This is a genomic window from Paracoccus sp. SY, from assembly GCF_002901215.1.
In the GTDB taxonomy this organism is placed as follows: domain Bacteria; phylum Pseudomonadota; class Alphaproteobacteria; order Rhodobacterales; family Rhodobacteraceae; genus Paracoccus; species Paracoccus acridae.
The window spans coordinates 1-14,612 of sequence record NZ_NWMQ01000028.1 but is presented as its reverse complement, the minus strand read 5'-3'; the positions used below and the strand labels follow the sequence as shown (position 1 = coordinate 14,612).

At 63.6% G+C, this 14,612-nt stretch carries 19 protein-coding genes and 1 pseudogene; 6 read left to right on the top strand and 14 right to left on the bottom strand.

Annotated elements, in window-relative coordinates:
- Window positions 1-19: 19 nt before the first annotated feature.
- From CK944_RS16305 to CK944_RS16295, 3 genes and pseudogenes are all read right to left on the bottom strand, one after another.
- Window positions 20-934, bottom strand: a pseudogene (locus CK944_RS16305) (MBL fold metallo-hydrolase); the annotation flags it as partial.
- Window positions 931-1,371 (bottom strand): DUF6691 family protein, encoded by a 441-nt coding sequence (locus tag CK944_RS16300; protein WP_103174135.1) that lies wholly within the window; start codon window positions 1,369-1,371, stop codon window positions 931-933. The gene CK944_RS16300 and the pseudogene CK944_RS16305, both read right to left, overlap by 4 nt.
- Window positions 1,371-1,817 carry a YeeE/YedE family protein gene (locus tag CK944_RS16295; protein WP_103174134.1) on the bottom strand — a complete coding sequence of 149 codons (447 nt, stop codon included), beginning with the start codon at window positions 1,815-1,817 and terminating at the stop codon, window positions 1,371-1,373. The genes CK944_RS16300 and CK944_RS16295 overlap by 1 nt, the downstream gene beginning before the upstream one ends.
- Before the next feature lie 87 nt (window positions 1,818-1,904).
- On the opposite strand from CK944_RS16295, the gene CK944_RS16290 reads away from it, so the two are divergent.
- Window positions 1,905-2,216: a metalloregulator ArsR/SmtB family transcription factor gene (locus tag CK944_RS16290; RefSeq protein ID WP_103174133.1), complete on the top strand. Its 312-nt coding sequence runs from the start codon at window positions 1,905-1,907 to the stop codon at window positions 2,214-2,216.
- A 35-nt stretch (window positions 2,217-2,251) separates the two neighbouring features.
- On the opposite strand, the gene CK944_RS16285 is transcribed toward CK944_RS16290, so the two are convergent.
- The 5 genes from CK944_RS16285 to dsbD are packed head-to-tail and all read right to left on the bottom strand — an operon-like array spanning window position 2,252 to window position 6,830.
- A complete protein-coding gene (locus tag CK944_RS16285) occupies window positions 2,252-2,797 on the bottom strand; it encodes a L,D-transpeptidase (RefSeq protein WP_103174132.1) in 546 nt (181 codons plus the stop codon).
- A gap of 31 nt (window positions 2,798-2,828) precedes the next feature.
- A complete protein-coding gene (locus CK944_RS16280) occupies window positions 2,829-3,467 on the bottom strand; it encodes a DsbA family protein (protein WP_103174131.1) in 639 nt (212 codons plus the stop codon).
- The gene (locus CK944_RS16275) at window positions 3,464-4,201 is read right to left on the bottom strand and encodes a L,D-transpeptidase (RefSeq protein WP_103174130.1); all 738 of its coding nucleotides are present in this window, start codon (window positions 4,199-4,201) and stop codon (window positions 3,464-3,466) included. Before CK944_RS16275 ends, CK944_RS16280 begins: the two co-directional genes overlap by 4 nt.
- Complete coding sequence (locus CK944_RS16270; protein WP_103174129.1) at window positions 4,198-5,016, bottom strand: TlpA disulfide reductase family protein; 819 nt, start codon at window positions 5,014-5,016, stop codon at window positions 4,198-4,200. Before CK944_RS16270 ends, CK944_RS16275 begins: the two co-directional genes overlap by 4 nt.
- A complete protein-coding gene (gene dsbD, locus CK944_RS16265) occupies window positions 5,013-6,830 on the bottom strand; it encodes a protein-disulfide reductase DsbD (RefSeq protein ID WP_239986108.1) in 1,818 nt (605 codons plus the stop codon). The genes CK944_RS16270 and dsbD overlap by 4 nt, the downstream gene beginning before the upstream one ends.
- A gap of 84 nt (window positions 6,831-6,914) precedes the next feature.
- On the opposite strand from dsbD, the gene CK944_RS16260 reads away from it, so the two are divergent.
- The 5 genes from CK944_RS16260 to CK944_RS16240 all read left to right on the top strand — a co-directional run bounded on the left by CK944_RS16260 (window position 6,915) and on the right by CK944_RS16240 (window position 11,157).
- On the top strand, window positions 6,915-7,589 hold the full coding sequence (locus CK944_RS16260) for a response regulator transcription factor (RefSeq protein ID WP_103174128.1): 675 nt from the start codon (window positions 6,915-6,917) through the stop codon (window positions 7,587-7,589).
- A complete protein-coding gene (locus CK944_RS16255; protein WP_239986107.1) occupies window positions 7,589-8,941 on the top strand; it encodes a sensor histidine kinase in 1,353 nt (450 codons plus the stop codon). Before CK944_RS16260 ends, CK944_RS16255 begins: the two co-directional genes overlap by 1 nt.
- A gap of 79 nt (window positions 8,942-9,020) precedes the next feature.
- Window positions 9,021-9,635: a DsbA family protein gene (locus tag CK944_RS16250; RefSeq protein WP_103174126.1), complete on the top strand. Its 615-nt coding sequence runs from the start codon at window positions 9,021-9,023 to the stop codon at window positions 9,633-9,635.
- Window positions 9,636-9,715: 80 nt separating this feature from the next.
- Entirely contained in the window at window positions 9,716-10,240 is a 525-nt protein-coding gene (locus tag CK944_RS16245) for a L,D-transpeptidase family protein (protein ID WP_103174125.1), read from the top strand.
- 395 nt (window positions 10,241-10,635) lie between these two features.
- On the top strand, window positions 10,636-11,157 hold the full coding sequence (locus CK944_RS16240) for a DsbA family protein (RefSeq protein WP_158248027.1): 522 nt from the start codon (window positions 10,636-10,638) through the stop codon (window positions 11,155-11,157).
- A gap of 338 nt (window positions 11,158-11,495) precedes the next feature.
- On the opposite strand, the gene CK944_RS16235 is transcribed toward CK944_RS16240, so the two are convergent.
- From CK944_RS16235 to CK944_RS16210, 6 genes are all read right to left on the bottom strand, one after another.
- Window positions 11,496-11,813 carry a type II toxin-antitoxin system RelE/ParE family toxin gene (locus CK944_RS16235; protein WP_103174123.1) on the bottom strand — a complete coding sequence of 106 codons (318 nt, stop codon included), beginning with the start codon at window positions 11,811-11,813 and terminating at the stop codon, window positions 11,496-11,498.
- Window positions 11,814-11,815: 2 nt separating this feature from the next.
- Window positions 11,816-12,070, bottom strand: a complete 255-nt coding sequence (locus tag CK944_RS16230) for an addiction module antitoxin (RefSeq protein WP_103174122.1) — start codon at window positions 12,068-12,070, stop codon at window positions 11,816-11,818.
- Between the two features lie 524 nt (window positions 12,071-12,594).
- Window positions 12,595-13,134, bottom strand: a complete 540-nt coding sequence (locus CK944_RS16225) for a murein L,D-transpeptidase family protein (protein ID WP_103174121.1) — start codon at window positions 13,132-13,134, stop codon at window positions 12,595-12,597.
- 35 nt (window positions 13,135-13,169) lie between these two features.
- On the bottom strand, window positions 13,170-13,634 hold the full coding sequence (locus CK944_RS16220) for a DUF411 domain-containing protein (protein WP_103174120.1): 465 nt from the start codon (window positions 13,632-13,634) through the stop codon (window positions 13,170-13,172).
- Between the two features lie 3 nt (window positions 13,635-13,637).
- Entirely contained in the window at window positions 13,638-14,267 is a 630-nt protein-coding gene (locus CK944_RS16215) for an SCO family protein (RefSeq protein ID WP_103174119.1), read from the bottom strand.
- 30 nt (window positions 14,268-14,297) lie between these two features.
- Window positions 14,298-14,612 (bottom strand): copper chaperone PCu(A)C (locus tag CK944_RS16210; RefSeq protein ID WP_146038684.1); only part of this gene is annotated, 315 nt, incomplete at its 5' end.

Genomic DNA, 14,612 nt, shown 5'->3' with positions numbered 1-14,612 from the left:
CCTTCTTCTGCGGTGCGGGAAAGCGGTTCACCGGGATCTTCAGGTAGCTGTTGCCGTCTGCCTCGGGTGAGGGCAGGCGCCCGCCGCGCAGGTTGATCTGCAGCGCGGCGAGGATCCGGTCAGGCAGGGCCAGGGTGGCATCGCGTTCGTTGCGCTTCCTGATCCAGTCCTCGCGCCGGGTGCCATCCTTCACGTGCTTGTTGCCCGCGCGATGCTGGGCCACGGTCGCCTCCCACTGAGGCTCGTCACGATCGTCGGTGCCATAGTCGTGGCCGACGAACAGGCGCGTGTCCTTTGGCAGGGCCAGGATCTCTTGGATCGAATCCCACAGCTGTTCGGTATCGCCGCCCGGAAAGTCGGCGCGCGAGGTGCCGACATCGGGCTGCATCAGCGTGTCATGGGTGAAGGCCGCGTCCCCGCAGACATAGGTGATCGAGCCCAACGTATGGCCGGGCGAGAGCATCACCCGCGCCTCCAGCTCACCGATGCGGAAGGTCTCGCCAGGGGCGAACAGGCGGTCGAAGTCGCGCGCCGGATCGAAAGCCTCGGGCAGGTTGTAGAGCCCGGCCCAGAGCCCTGCGATGTCATGGACCTTGTCGCCAATCGCCGTGGGTGCGCCGGTGCGCTCCTTCAGATGCGCCGAAGCCATCACATGGTCGGCATGGGGATGCGTGTCCAGCACCCATTCGACCGTCAGTCCGTTCTGCTGTACGACCTCCAGCACCTGATCCATGCTCTCGGTCGAGAAGCGGTAGTTCTTGGGGTCGAGGTTCCAGACCACGTCGATGAGCGCGGCCTTCTTCGTTGCAGGATCGGCGCAGATATACTGGATGGACCCGGTATCAGGCTCGTAGATGCCCCAGACATTGGGGCTGCCCGCGCCGGTCGAGGGCGAATGGCGGACCACCTTTTGCTTCAGTTTTGACTCACTCATGACGTTGCTCCTTTTCCTTGCAGTGAACCGCCTGCCTTGATCCGGGCGCCCAGCCACAGACCGGCCAGCATCGCGGGCAGAAAGATCAGCGTGCCCGGCGCCAGCAGGGGCAGGGCAGTGAAGGCCGGGCCGGGGCAGAAGCCGCCGATCCCCCAGCCGATCCCGAACAGCGCCGCCCCCACTAGCAGCGGCTTGTCGATGGCGCGGTTCTTCGGGATGTCGAAGGTCCGGTCCAGCACCGGCGCCTTGCGCCGCCAGACCAGACGGTAGCCCACGAAGGCGGTCAGGGTGGCCCCGACCATCACAAAGGCCAGGCTGGGGTCCCAGGTCCCGGCCAGGTCAAAGAAGTTGAGCACCTTGGCCGGGTTGGCCATGCCCGAGATCACCAGCCCCAGCCCGAAGACCAGACCCGACAGAAAGCCCCACCGCACCCGCATCACGCACCCCCCAGGATATGGCGCAGCACGAAAACGGTGGCAAAGCCCGCCGCCATGAACGTCACGACCGCCGCCAGCGACCGGCCCGAAAGCCGCGCCAGCCCGCAGACCCCGTGCCCCGAGGTGCAGCCCGAGCCGAGTGCCGTGCCCATGCCCACCAGAAGCCCCGCCACGGCCATGCCGGGCAGGTTCTCCGGCACCGTCTGCGCAACAGTCCCGCCAACAGCCATCACCGCCAGCGGCGCCAGAACCAGCCCCGCGAGGAAGGCCCATCGCCAGTCACGGTCCTTCGCCGCCCCGGGCAGCGCCAAGGCGCCCTGGGTGATGCCCGCGATCCCCGCGATGCGGCCGAAGAGCCCCATCACCATCACCGCGCTCAACCCGATCAGCATCCCGCCCAGCAAGGATGCCCAGGGCGTGAAGGCGGTTTCGATCCCAATCTCCATTGGTGTTCTCCTTCCTCAAAGCAGCTTGCCCCAGCCGCCGTTGTGGCTTATATATTATCCATGTCTAAATCAGTCAATGCTAATATAATGGATCTCCCTAAAGCGACCCGTGCCCTGCAGGAGCGCGCCGATCACGTGGCCGGGCGACTTGCGCTTGTCGCAAACGCCAAGCGCCTGCTGATCTTGTGCGAACTGACCAAGGGCGAACGCTCGGTCGGTGCGCTGCAGGAGGCCGTGGGCCTCAGCCAGTCGGCGCTGAGCCAGCACCTGGCCAAGCTGCGCGAGGCCCAGATGGTCGACACCCGCCGCGAAAGCCAGACCATCTTCTACCGCATCTCCGATCCGGACCTGGAAGTGCTCATGGCTGCGCTTTATGAAGCCTTCTGCAAGGATCTGTGATTCAGCGGGGCCTTTCGGCCCCGGCTGCGGGGCTGTCAGATGATCCGCACCTGAGTGCCGACTGGGCACAGGCCGAACAGTTCCTCGATCTTCTCGTTGTAAAGTCCGATGCAGCCGTCCGAGGACAGGCGCCCGATCTTGCGTGTGTCATGGGTGCCGTGGATCAGGTAGGCCGGCCAGGACAGATACATGGCGTGCGTGCCCAAAGGATTGTCCGGACCCGGGCCCACCGGGCGATAATGGGGAAAGCGTTCCATCATGGAGGCCGTAGGGGTCCAGCTCGGTCCCTCCTTCTTGCGCACGATCTCGGTGTAGCCGCGCTTGGTCAGTTCCTCGGAAATGGGCACCGAGGTCGGATAGGTCCGGTAGGTCTGTCCATCGCCCGACCAGAAATGCAGCGCGCGCGAGGTGGTGTCAGCGACAATCGCGCCCAGGCCCAGTTCCCCGAAGTGGTCCTGCCAGTGCTGCATGGCGAAGCTGCTCATGTTGCGGGCAGGCCCGGCTTGCGCCCGCACCAGGCTGGGGGCGGCAAGCCCTCCGAGAGCGATCAGGCCGAGGGTGCGGCGCGATATTTTGGTCATGGTCTGCTCCTTCTTGGGTGTGAACGGGGGATCAGGCGCTGCCGCGGGCCGCGGCAATGGCTGTGCGCAGGCGGTCGCGGTCGAGGGCGCCGGGCAGAAGATTTTGGCCGATGATGAAAGCGGGTGTGCCTTGCAACCCGAGCGCGGCGGCCTGCTGGCTGTTGTGGTCCATCAGCCCGTCCCACCGGTCGCGGTCCTGCCGGTAGGCGGCCAGCATTCCTGCGGGATCCTGCCCCGCGGCTGTCAGGGTGTCGCGGACCTCGTCTTCGGAGAGGCGTGCGGGCGTGGCCATCAGGGCCGCCTGCGCCGCAGCGTAGGCTCCTTCCTCCACCGCGCCCAGAACCAGCTGGGAGGCGAGGACCGAAGCCCCGCCAAAGATCGGCCAATCCTTCATCACCAAACGGAGATTGCCGTCGGCCTCCACCTCGGCCATCAGGTCGGCATGGCCGCGCTTGCAGAAGGGACACTGGTAGTCGAAGAACTCGACAACGGTCACGTCGCCTGCCGGATTGCCCAGCACCGGCTGATCGGGATCGTAAAGGACGTCATTGAGGGTCAGCTCGGTGCCATCGGCTGGCTGGCGCAACAGGGTCCAGGTCAGGCCGCCAAGGGTTGTCAGAACGGCGCCGAGGCCGGCGGAGGCCAGAAGGGCTCTGCGGTGAAGGATCATGCGGGGTCTCCGGAGGTCTGTTTGGCCTGAGCTGCCGCAGGCGGGGTAGTGCCTTGGCCCGACTGCGCCTTGGTCAGGACGACGACCTTGGTCATGCTGTCGGTGTTCCCGGCCAGGTGGATGATGTCCTGGTTGAAGAGGCGGATGCAGCCAGCCGAACTGGCCGTGCCGATCGACTGCGGATCGGGCGTGCCATGGATGCGGTAGAAGGTGTCGCCGCCGCTGTTGTGGATATAGAGGGCGCGGGCACCCATCGGGTTTGCCAGCCCGCCGTCCACGCCGCCCTTTGAGGGACCGTAGTATTCGGGGTTCTCGGCCAGCATGCTGTCGGTGGGGGTCCAGCGGGGCCAGTCGCGCTGATAGGGAATATGCGCCTCGCCGGTAAATCCGTATCCGGCGGCGCCCACGCCCACGGTATAGCGGATCGCCTTGTTGCCCGGCCGGACCTGGTAGAGCCGTTTGGCATGGGGATCGACAATGATCGTGCCGACCGGCTGGTCCGTCCAGTAATCCACCTCTTGCCGCGCCTTGTCTTCGGTCAGCAGATGCGCGGGAATGGCAGGGACCGTCAGATCCCCGTCGGGTTGGGCGGCATAAAGGGCTGCAGTTTCCGCACTGACCGGGGCAGGTGCCGGGGCAGGGGGTGGAGCCGCCGGGGCTGGTGGGGTAGTCTCGCAGGCCGCGAGCGCCAGCAAGGCGGAGCCAGCCAGAAGCGTTCTTACCAGATAGATCATTCTTGTTCCTTTGCGGTGTCGATCAGCGCGCGCAGGGCGGGCCCGGAGATCTCGCCCGTCTGAGCGGCGACGAGCGCGCTCTTGGCATCGAAGACGAGGGTCGAGGGCAGGCCCACGGCCCGCAGCCGGCCCATCAGGTGCCCCCGCGGGTCGCGCAGCATCCCATCCGCAGGCAGGCCCTCGGCAGCAAGGAAGGCCAGAATGCGATCCGCGCTTTCGCCCTGGTTGGCGAAGACGAAGGACACCTCGGGCATCTCGGCTGCCAGGGATGTCATCATCGGCATCTCGCGGCGGCAGGGCGGGCACCATGTCGCCCAGAGATTGACCACCGTCACCCGGTCCTGCCCGGCCAGTTGGACAGGGCTGCCGTCCAGAGCCAGAAGCTCCATCACCGGCAGGCGCATCTGCGGACGCGGCAGGGCCGCGGTGATCGCCTGATGAGCCATGGCCGTCAGGGCGGCGGCGACCAGCAAAGGCCGGAGAACCGCACCGCGCCCCTTGAGGAATGCGACCGCCAGGACCGCGCCCGCCGCAATCCAGCCGGCGCGGGCAGAAAAACCGCCCTGCCACAGCTTCAGCGCATCCAACGGCGCTGCTGCGAAGTCGTCCGCATGCGTGAGGACGAAGCCCAACCGTGCGCCGAGGATCCAGGCGAGGACCGCCCAGCCTGCCCAAGCCTCGATCGCGTGGGCGTGGCCTTTCTGGCGCTTGCGACGGGCCGCGATCTTGCTCACGGTCAGGAACAGCAGGACAGCCGCGATTGCTGCCAGGCGTGAGGCGTCGAAAACGAAAGGTCCAAGGGAGACCGCGTTCATGGAGCCACCTGCGCAATCGAGGTTAGCAGATCCGCTGTATCCACATCGCCGATCAGTCGGCTGCCCTGTGCCTCGGCCCCGGCAGCATCGACGAAGATCATGGTGGGGGGACCAGAAGCGGCGAGGGTCTTCATCACCGCCTGCGCCTCGGCATTGAAGTCGCTCACATCGACCTTGATGAGGGCCAGATCGCTGAGCGCGGCTGCCACCTCATGGTCCGACATGGGCCCTCGCTCGATCGAGCGGCAGGTCACACACCAGTCGGCGGTGACGTAGATCAGGGCGGGCTGTGTTCCATCCAGAGCAGTTTCCAAGGCCGTCCGGCTCGTCACGGTCTGGAACGGCACGGGTTCGGCGAGTGCTTGTGTCGTGCGTCCGGCCAGGGGTGCCAGGGGACGGGTCGGATCATCGGCACCCAAGGCGGCGCCGATGCCCTGGATCAGGCCGGCAAAAACCAGCAGCAGCCCGGTTCCGGCAGCGACGCGCATGGTGCGCGGCGCGCTTGGCGACAGACGGTCCAGGGCGCCCAAGGCCACGCCGCAGCCGGTCAGCAGCACCGACCACAGGAGCAGGATGATGGGTCCAGGCAGAATGCGTCCTGCCAGCCAGATGGCCATGGCGAGAAAGACGATACCGAAGGCCATCTTCACCCGCTCCATCCAGGCGCCACGGCGAGGCAGGATCTGCGGGCCGAAGACGCCCACGGCCAGCAGCGGCACGCCCTGCCCAAGGCCCAGGGCGAACAGCGCCGCCGCGCCCAAGGCCACATCCCCGGTCTGGGCAATATAGATGAGCGCTCCGGCCAGCGGCGCGGTCACGCACGGCCCCACGATCAGCGCCGAGCCGAAGCCAAGCACTGCCGCGCCGCCCAAGGAGCCTGTTGCACCCGTTCCCCGCGACAGCCGCGCCTGCCAGATGGCGGGCATCTGCAGTTCGAAGAGGCCGAACATCGACAACGCCAGCATCACGAAGATTGCCGCGATGACCCCGATCGCCGCTGGCGATTGCAGCACAGCCTGCAGGTTCGCGCCCGACCAGGCTGCCACGATGCCCAACAGGCCAAAGGCCGTGGCCATGGCGATTACATAAGCACCGGTGAGGGCCAGTCCGCGCCCTGCGGTCAGCCCCTGTCCCTGCCGGGTCAGCATCCCGGCCACGATCGGCACCATCGGCAGCACGCAAGGTGTCAGCGACAGCAGCAGGCCGAAGCCGAAGAAGCCTGCGAGGACCAGCAAAATGCCGCCGCGGCCTTCCAGGTCCGCGACAAGGCCACGGTCCTCCGCGATGGTCAGACCTGACTGCGGGGGTATGCTGGCGTCATCAGCCGACGAACCGGACGATTGCTCAGCACCGCCCTCGGCCTGCCAGGAGGCGAAGGGATCATCCTCGACAGCCTCCTGTGGCCGGATCGTGCCGTCGGCATCCAGCACCGCCTGCTGAGGGGCATAGCAGATGCCGTCCTGCTGGCAGCCCTGCCAGTGTAGCACCGTCAGCCCCTGGGGATCGGGGATGGTGATGGTTACCGGCGTTCGGTAAATCTCGTCGCGGCCCAGCCATGGGTCGTCGTAGATCTCCCCGTCGGGCAGGGTGAGGGGGAGGGAGGTGCCGTCCGGCGCCATGGCGGCAATCTTGCTGCGATAAAGGTAATAGCCCGGCTGCACGTCCCAGGAGACCTGCAGGTCCCCAGCGAGGGCGGGCGTGATCGTCAGAACGAAGGCTTCTGTCGGGTCGAGCGGGGGACCGGGCTCTGCACGTGCCGCCCCTGTCGCCATGGTCCATGCGGTGAGTGCCGCCAAGAGGATTCGTATCATCATGGTGTTGCGGCTAAGGAGGTCAGCTTAAGCCAGTCTTAAGCTTGCCCCGCCACACCCGGCCTCGAGGAACAGGAAAGGATGCCCATGCGGCTCTTGATCGTGGAAGATGACCCGGTGCTGTCCGAGGGCCTGGTGGTTGGCCTCGGCCTGTCGGGTTTTACCGTTGATGCTGTCGCGACACTTGCCGATGCGCGCGAAGCCCTGGCCCATAGCGAATTCGCTGGCATGGTGCTCGACATCATGCTGCCCGATGGCATGGGCACCGACCTCTTGGCCGAGATGCGGGCAGGCGGGAACATGCTGCCGGTGTTGCTGCTGACGGCGCGGGACCAGGTGCGCGACCGGGTCGCCGGGTTGGACACGGGTGCTGACGATTACCTGGGAAAGCCCTTCGACCTCGATGAACTGGCCGCACGGATCCGCGCGATGCTGCGCCGGCAGGGCGGCCGCGCCACACCCGTCCTCAACTGGAACGGGCTGGAACTGGACCCGGCCGCGATGACGGTGACACGAGATGGCCAGCTCCTGCGCCTGTCGCGGCGCGAGTTCGCCATCCTGCATGCCCTGGCAGAGCGTCCGGGGCGCATCCTCTCCCGCGCGCAACTCGAAGAACGGCTCTATGGCTGGCAGGAAGACGTCGAAAGCAACACGGTCGAGGTGCATATCCATCACTTGCGCGCCAAGCTCGGCCGCGAGGTGATCGAGACGGTGCGCGGTCTGGGTTACTGCATGCCGGTGTCTGGAACGAAGGCAGACTGATGTCGATCCGTCTTCGCCTCATCCTGATCCTGACGTTGGCCACCACTGCGGTCTGGCTGTCGGCGGTCCTCTGGATCAACATCTCGACCCGCGCTCAGGTCGAGCGTGTGCTGGATGCCCGCCTGTCCGAGGCAGCCAATATGGTCAGCTCGCTCATGGCCGACCGCCGGATTGCGCTGAACGACGCCGCAGCCGGGGCCACGATCGCCCTGCCAAGCGACGGCGGATACTCGCGCCAGCTGTCCTGCCAGATCTGGTCGCTGCAGGGCGACCTTCTGGGCGCGTCCTCGGGCGCGCCGGATGCAAGGCTTTCCGACGACGAGGGCTTTGCCACCACCCAGATCGACGGCGAGCCGTGGCGGGTCTTCACCGTGCTCAATCCCGACGTGGGGGTCCGCGTCATGGTCGGCGACCGGATGGAGGTGCGTGACCGTCTGGTGAGCGACGTGGTGCAAGGGCTTCTCTGGCCGCTGGCGGTGATCTTTCCCGCACTTGCCCTGCTGATCTGGATCAGCGTCGGGCGCGGCCTTGCACCGCTGGCGCATCTGGAAAGCGCCCTGCGCCAACGCCAGCCCGACGATTTGCGCCCCTTGCCGGAAGGCCGGGATCCGCGGGAGATCCGCCCCGTCCGCCGGGCGCTGAACAGCCTGTTCCATCGTCTCGAGAATGTCCGGCGCTCTGAGCGGGACTTCACCGCCTTTGCGGCCCATGAGCTGAAGACCCCTTTGGCCGGGTTGCGCACCCATGCGCAGATTGCCCGAATGGCCGTCGACCCGGCGGTGCGCGACCGTGCTCTGGCTTCCATCGCCACCTCGGTGGATCGCACCGACCGGATGGTGCGCCAGCTTCTGGACCTGACGGCCATTGATCAGGACGCGACGTCGGTCGAGCGTCTGGACATGGCGGAGTTGCTTGCCGATGTTGCCGATCAAGCCAAGGATCAGGCCGATGTCCGCCAGGTACGCCTGCTGATCGAGGCTGACAATCTTCCCCCGCTTTATGCGTCCCGCATCCTGGTTCACAGCGCCCTGCGCAATCTGGTCGAGAACGCGATCCAGCATTCCCCCGCCGGTGGGGTCGTCCGCCTGATCGCGACCTGCGACGGATCATCTGTGACCGTCCAGGTTCGCGACCAGGGACCCGGCATCCGGCCCGAGGACCGCGACCGCGTCACCGATCGGTTCTGGCGCGGTCCGGGCCGCGAGGTTCATGGCAGCGGCCTGGGACTTGCCATCGTTGCCGCCGCCGTTCAGCGCATGGGCGGACATCTGGAGGTGGGTAAAGGAACAGGAGGACAGCAGATGTCGATTGCCCTCCCGCTGTCGGATCTCGACGAAAGGTCCTGTTCTTAAGCTCCCCTTAAGCTTGGGGATCCAACCACCTTCCATGACGTGGCGCACCACATGGCGCCGTTTGGTTCAAGGATGATGCATGCACCGTCGAAACTTCCTCGTTGCCAGCACCGGTTTGCTGGTCTTGCCCACCGTCGCGCTTGCGCAACGGAACAATCCCATGCCCGAGGATCTGCGGAAGGCGCTCGAGCGTGATGCCACGGCGCCCGTCCTCGGAAATCCCAACGGCGACGTGACGCTGACCGAGTTCTTCGACTACAACTGCCCCTTCTGCCGCGAGATGGTCGACCCGATCCATCGCCTGATCCTGTCCGATCCGAACCTGCGGGTGGTCTTCCGCGAATGGCCGGTGTTCGGGCCGGACTCCGAGGACGCTGCTCGCGTCTCTCTCGCATCGCTGTCCCAAGGCCGCTACTGGCAGATGCACAAGGCCCTGTTCTCGATCAAGGGCAAGGCCAATGCCGATACCGCCCGGCAGGCGGCTGCAAAGGCTGGCGTTGACTGGGCCCGCCTGGAGCAGGACATCCAGTCCGAACGCGTGGAGCGCCACATCACCTACAGCTTCCTCTTGGCTGAACACATGGGCCTGATGGGCACGCCCTCCTTCATCGCGGGCGACGAGGGCGCCTTTGGGAAATATAGCCTGGACGACCTGAAGGGTCTGGTCCGGCGAGCACGGGAAACGATGGGGTAATCCTGAGACGCACAGATCAGCCGCGCATCTCTATAAGACCGGTCAATGAGAAGAAATCACAGCAGAGATGTGGGGACTGAATGAAGGTGCTGTTGGGCAGACGGCAATTTGCATTGTCTGGGCTGATCATGCTGGCCGCCTGCGCAGCACCTCTAAGCCGGCCGACCTTCAAGAAATACGCAGGCCCGCCGGTGACGGAAGTGAGAGTCTACAAAGCGCAACGACGCCTGCAGTTGCTCAGTGGGGACACCGTTCTGAAGTCCTACCAGGTCGGCCTTGGCAACGAGCCGATTGGTCACAAGCAATTCGAGGGGGACGGCAAGACGCCCGAAGGACTTTATTACCTTGACCGCTTCAACCCTCGAAGCAGCTATCATCTGTCTATTGGTATTTCCTATCCTGATAAGTGGGACAAAGCCCATGCCGCCGCCAGCAACCAAGATCCGGGCGGCGATATCATGATCCATGGCAGGGGACCGGACGGAAACAGGCTTGCGCCGCAAAACCGCGATTGGACCGCAGGATGCATTGCCGTCACGGACGACGAAATAGAAGACATCTATGCGATGCTTCAGCCGGGCACCCCCATAAGGATATTGCCCTGAGATCGACTATCATAAGGCTGCAATAGTCTGGGGGTGGCGTTGCCCGTCAATATCGGACGTATGGCGCGGCGGCCGACAAAAGAGGGCGCCCGCGGACGGCCTGAGACTGCCAAAAGACCCGTTGAATTGAACCAGCGAACACATGAGCAATAAAGGGTCCCATGGCAAACCGCCGACAACTTCTCGTCCTAGCTGGCGGACTGGCTGTCTGGGTCGGAGCGTTTCGTCTTGTCCCGCAGATAGCTGCCCAACTTGATGGATTTGAGTTCAGCCCGCTGCAGCAGGTTCCGGGCTTTCGCACCCTCTCATCCTCCGCCAGAACAAGTTCGCCAGGGAGCGGAAGCTTCGACTTCATGTCAGGACTTATGCCTGTCGAGCCTCTGCCAGCGGGACTGATGCAGCAGGTCAAAGCTGCGCCTGAAAGGTACTTGTTCAAAGCTATGGATGTCGGCAGGAGTACTACCCCCGTGGCATACTTCTTCGACTACTACTGCCCTTATTGCCGCGTGCTCTCAGCCCATCTGACGGAGCTTGCCGCTGCTTCGGAAATCGTCGTGACGCGTCAGCATTGGCCGATCTTCGGGGAAGCCTCCCTAGTGGCCGCCCGAGCCTCGCTGGCAGCAGAGATGCAGGGCGATACTGACAAGCTACACAGCAGGCTGCTGCGAACTCCAGGGCAGGTGACGCCGCAGTTCTTGCGTCGCATCGCGGAAGATGTAGGCCTGTCCTGGTCCTGGATGGAGCAGGACATGCAGGCAGATGCCGTCACGGCCTCGCTGGACCGCGCGCGCGCGCTTGCGCGACTTTTTTCCTTTGTCGGCACACCGAGCCTCGTGGTCGGTAGGACTGTTGCGGAGGGAGAAATATCACAGTCCCGCCTGCGCGACCTTGCCCGGCTGGAGCGTTCCGGACGCTAACGCTTGAAAGACCTGGCAGCAGGCTTGGCAAAAGGGCGCATCACATGCTCCTCGAAACTATCGTGTGATGCGTTCCAGATTGGAATGTGCCACTCATTGTTGAGCACAGAAAGTCGCATTTCAGGATAGCGCGTCCCCCGGTAGCCACTACCTATAGTGATAATGAAGATTATGAAGTTTTATCAGTATCTTGAATGATTTTCATGTTCCGATACCAAGCCAGCCTCTTGCACGCGGCTCAGTATGATCTGTCCGGGTACGGCGGGATCAACTCGTTAAGTCGCGCTAAGCCACCAGGAGTTGTCACGGCTTTGAGTTGCCCGCTAACCTTCTCTAGGTCACTCGCGTCTGAAATCCTCAGCGAACCGGCCGATCTGGTGCATGCGCTCATGCAGGACTGTCACAATGCCGATGTCGCCATTGGACAATCGGCACCAGTAGACGAAGTGGTGCTCGTAGCGGAAGAAGAAGCCGTTCACGCCGAACTCGGCCGGGATCGGGCGTGAGGCAACCCCATGAGCCTCGATCCGCTCGAACGCTTCGAAAAGCCCAACGAGATAATCATCGGCTGGCGGTTCGCCCCAGCGTTCACGGGTATAGCGATAGATGTCGTCCAACCGCAGTGATGCGGCCTCTTGAATGCGAACAGCGGCCATGATCAGCCCTTGTTGCGCGCGATCACCTCAGCTGCCGTCAGGGGTCCATAGCTGTTCTCAGGCGCGGCGAACGCCCGGGTGAGCTCGGTTTGCAAGCGCACAAAAGCTTCCGTCTCGACCCGCTCCTTGTCGCGGCGGATCAGGTCTCGGACATATTCACTGACATTCTCATAGGATCCATCCTTGCCGACATTGGTCGCAACGAAGTCACTCAGTACCGGGCCGAGCCGCACGGTCATGGTTGTGGTTTGAGCCATGGAAGGTCCTTTCTGATCACGTCTTCAATATGACCATTATTGAATACGAGGCAAGAAGTAGGTGCTTCTGGCTACTGCTTGCCTGTGTTCTAGAGGCGCAAGCGGACGCGTTGTTCAGGGGCCCCTGCTCTTCACACCAAATTCTCCTTTTACTCCCTTCGCGCTTTTCCAGACGGACGCTATCATCGGCTTCACTGCTGCTGGTCTGGTCACCACAGCATGTCCCAAATACCATTGGCGTCCGCTCAGCCATCCCCATTCGGACATTGCCGGGAAGGACTCGAAGCGGTGAGATGCGAAGCTGGGATACGTGTCGCTAAGCCGACTTTCCAATCATTCTTTGCACTTACGAAGATCGATGTGAGGATGCGAAAAGCCAGCCCTGTAGTGAAGGCGGCCCTGTCTTCACCACCTGCATGAAACAGATGCTTCAAGAATACCGGCATTCACAAAGCAGCCGCCCTCATTCCTCGCTCATCAATCGGCAGGCTCTGAAGCTTGGAGCCTGCCATCTGTATCTGTGATCAGGCGTAAATCATGACCGGAGTGCGAAGCTGCAGCATGGCATAAACATCTTCGATCTCGTCATCGGTGAGTGCGATACAGCCGGCCGTCCAATCCCGATTTTTGGGAGCCAGCTTTCTGCCCTCCGGACCGCGGCCATGGAACATGATGTCGCCCCCCGCATCGCGGCCAAACTGTGCGGCATAAGCCTTGTCCTGCTCATTCGGGTAGGAAATGCCCACTGACAGATGGTATCGGCTGCGCGGGTTGAAGCGGTCCACGAAATAAAGCCCTTCAGGTGTCTTTCCATCACCCTCGAACTGCTTATGGCCGACAGGCTGATTGCCCAGGCCAAAATCATAGGACTTCAGCACGGTCTGACCGCTGAGCAGGTGCATTCTCCGCTGCGCCTTCTGAACCACAATCTGTGTGACGGGAGGACCGAAGTAATGCTTGAACTCAGGAACATCGCCTGACCAGTTGCTCGATCCCGACCTCCCGCAGGCAGCAAGAGCGGCAATCAATCCAAGGGAAACATGGCGGCGGTTCAAGATGGACATGGAAACAGATTTTTCTTGAGAATGAGTGGGAAGAGCTATGCAGCGGGATAATGGGTGAAGACTTCGCTGGTGCCGTCCTTGCGAACCAACAGGACATCATAGGCATCCCGCTTGGTCTCGGGTCCCATGCCAGGGCTGCCATAAGGCATACCGGGCACTGTGATGCCGCGGGCATCGGGTCGTACCTGCAGAAGCTTGCGAATATCGGCTGCGGGAACATGACCCTCGATGAAGTAGCCGCCGACCGAGCCGGTGTGGCAGGACGAGAGTTCGATGGGCACACCCAAGTCCAACTTGTGCTGCATGAGAAGCGTGCCGAAGCGCTCCTCATGCGTCACCTCGAAACCGCTTTCCTGCAGGTAGCGGGTCCACTGCTTGCAGCACTCGCAGCCCGTCCCTTCGACCACATGGATGGTGGTCGCACTGCCAGAAAGGGCAAATTGCGGCACAGCACTCGCGGCCGCCGCACACAGCAGGGTGCGTCGTGTCAATCTTGTCATCGTCTATCCCTCTTGCTTCAGCGCCTGCCTGATCTTTGGCACGGCAGCTTGCGGATTTTCATGCAGGTCGATGATCCTCGCCAAGCGCCCATCCGCGCGGAACACGAGCACACCGGAAGTGTGGTCCATCGTGTAATCGCCGTCTTGCCGGAGGACGCGCCGGTATGTCGCGCCAAATGCCTCGGCAGCGCGGGCAATCTCGGCAGGCGTGCCGGTCAGGCCAGTGATGCGCGGATCAAAGTTTGACAGATAGTCTGCCAGGACCTCGGGATTGTCGCGCTCAGGATCGACCGTGACCAGATGACCGGCCAACCGATCGGCGTCAGGCCCCAACTCTTCCAGCCAGTCGCTGATGTTCAGAAGCGTCATCGGGCAGACGTCCGGGCACCAGGTGAAGCCGAAAAAGACCAGGTTCGCCTGTCCGAGCCAGTCCTGCGGCTCAACCTGCTCGCCCTCGTGGCTGGTGAGTTGCCACGTCATCGCGCTCGGATCGGCGGCGCGTATCCGGGCGGCGGACGCAGCCTTCTTTTCCTGCCACGGCAGATCACCGCTCTGCCACGCGCCGAGGGTCAGCATGAAGCCAAAGGCTGCAAGGAGGCCGGCACCGCCAAGGATCAGGGTGCGACGCCGCATGCCGCCTCTCGTGCCCGGATCGGCAAAACCTCAGTGTCGATCGAAACCTCGCCGGCCTTCTCGAACTGCAGCGTCACGGGGAAGCTTTCCCCTTCCTTTCAACTCCGCTTCGAGGTTCATGAGCATGCCGTGATACCCGCCCGGTGCCAGACTGACGGTTTTTCCTGCGGGAATGTCGATGGCGTCCGCATGCGGCATGCTGGCGACACCGTCCTTCGTTACTGTTTCATGGAGCATGGGCATGCCTGCCACGCGCGTTTCGATCCCGGTCAGGCGGTCATCCGTGCTGCCGTTGTTCTGGATGGTGACGTAGAACACGGCCGGACGCGCGGTTCCGATGGTGGC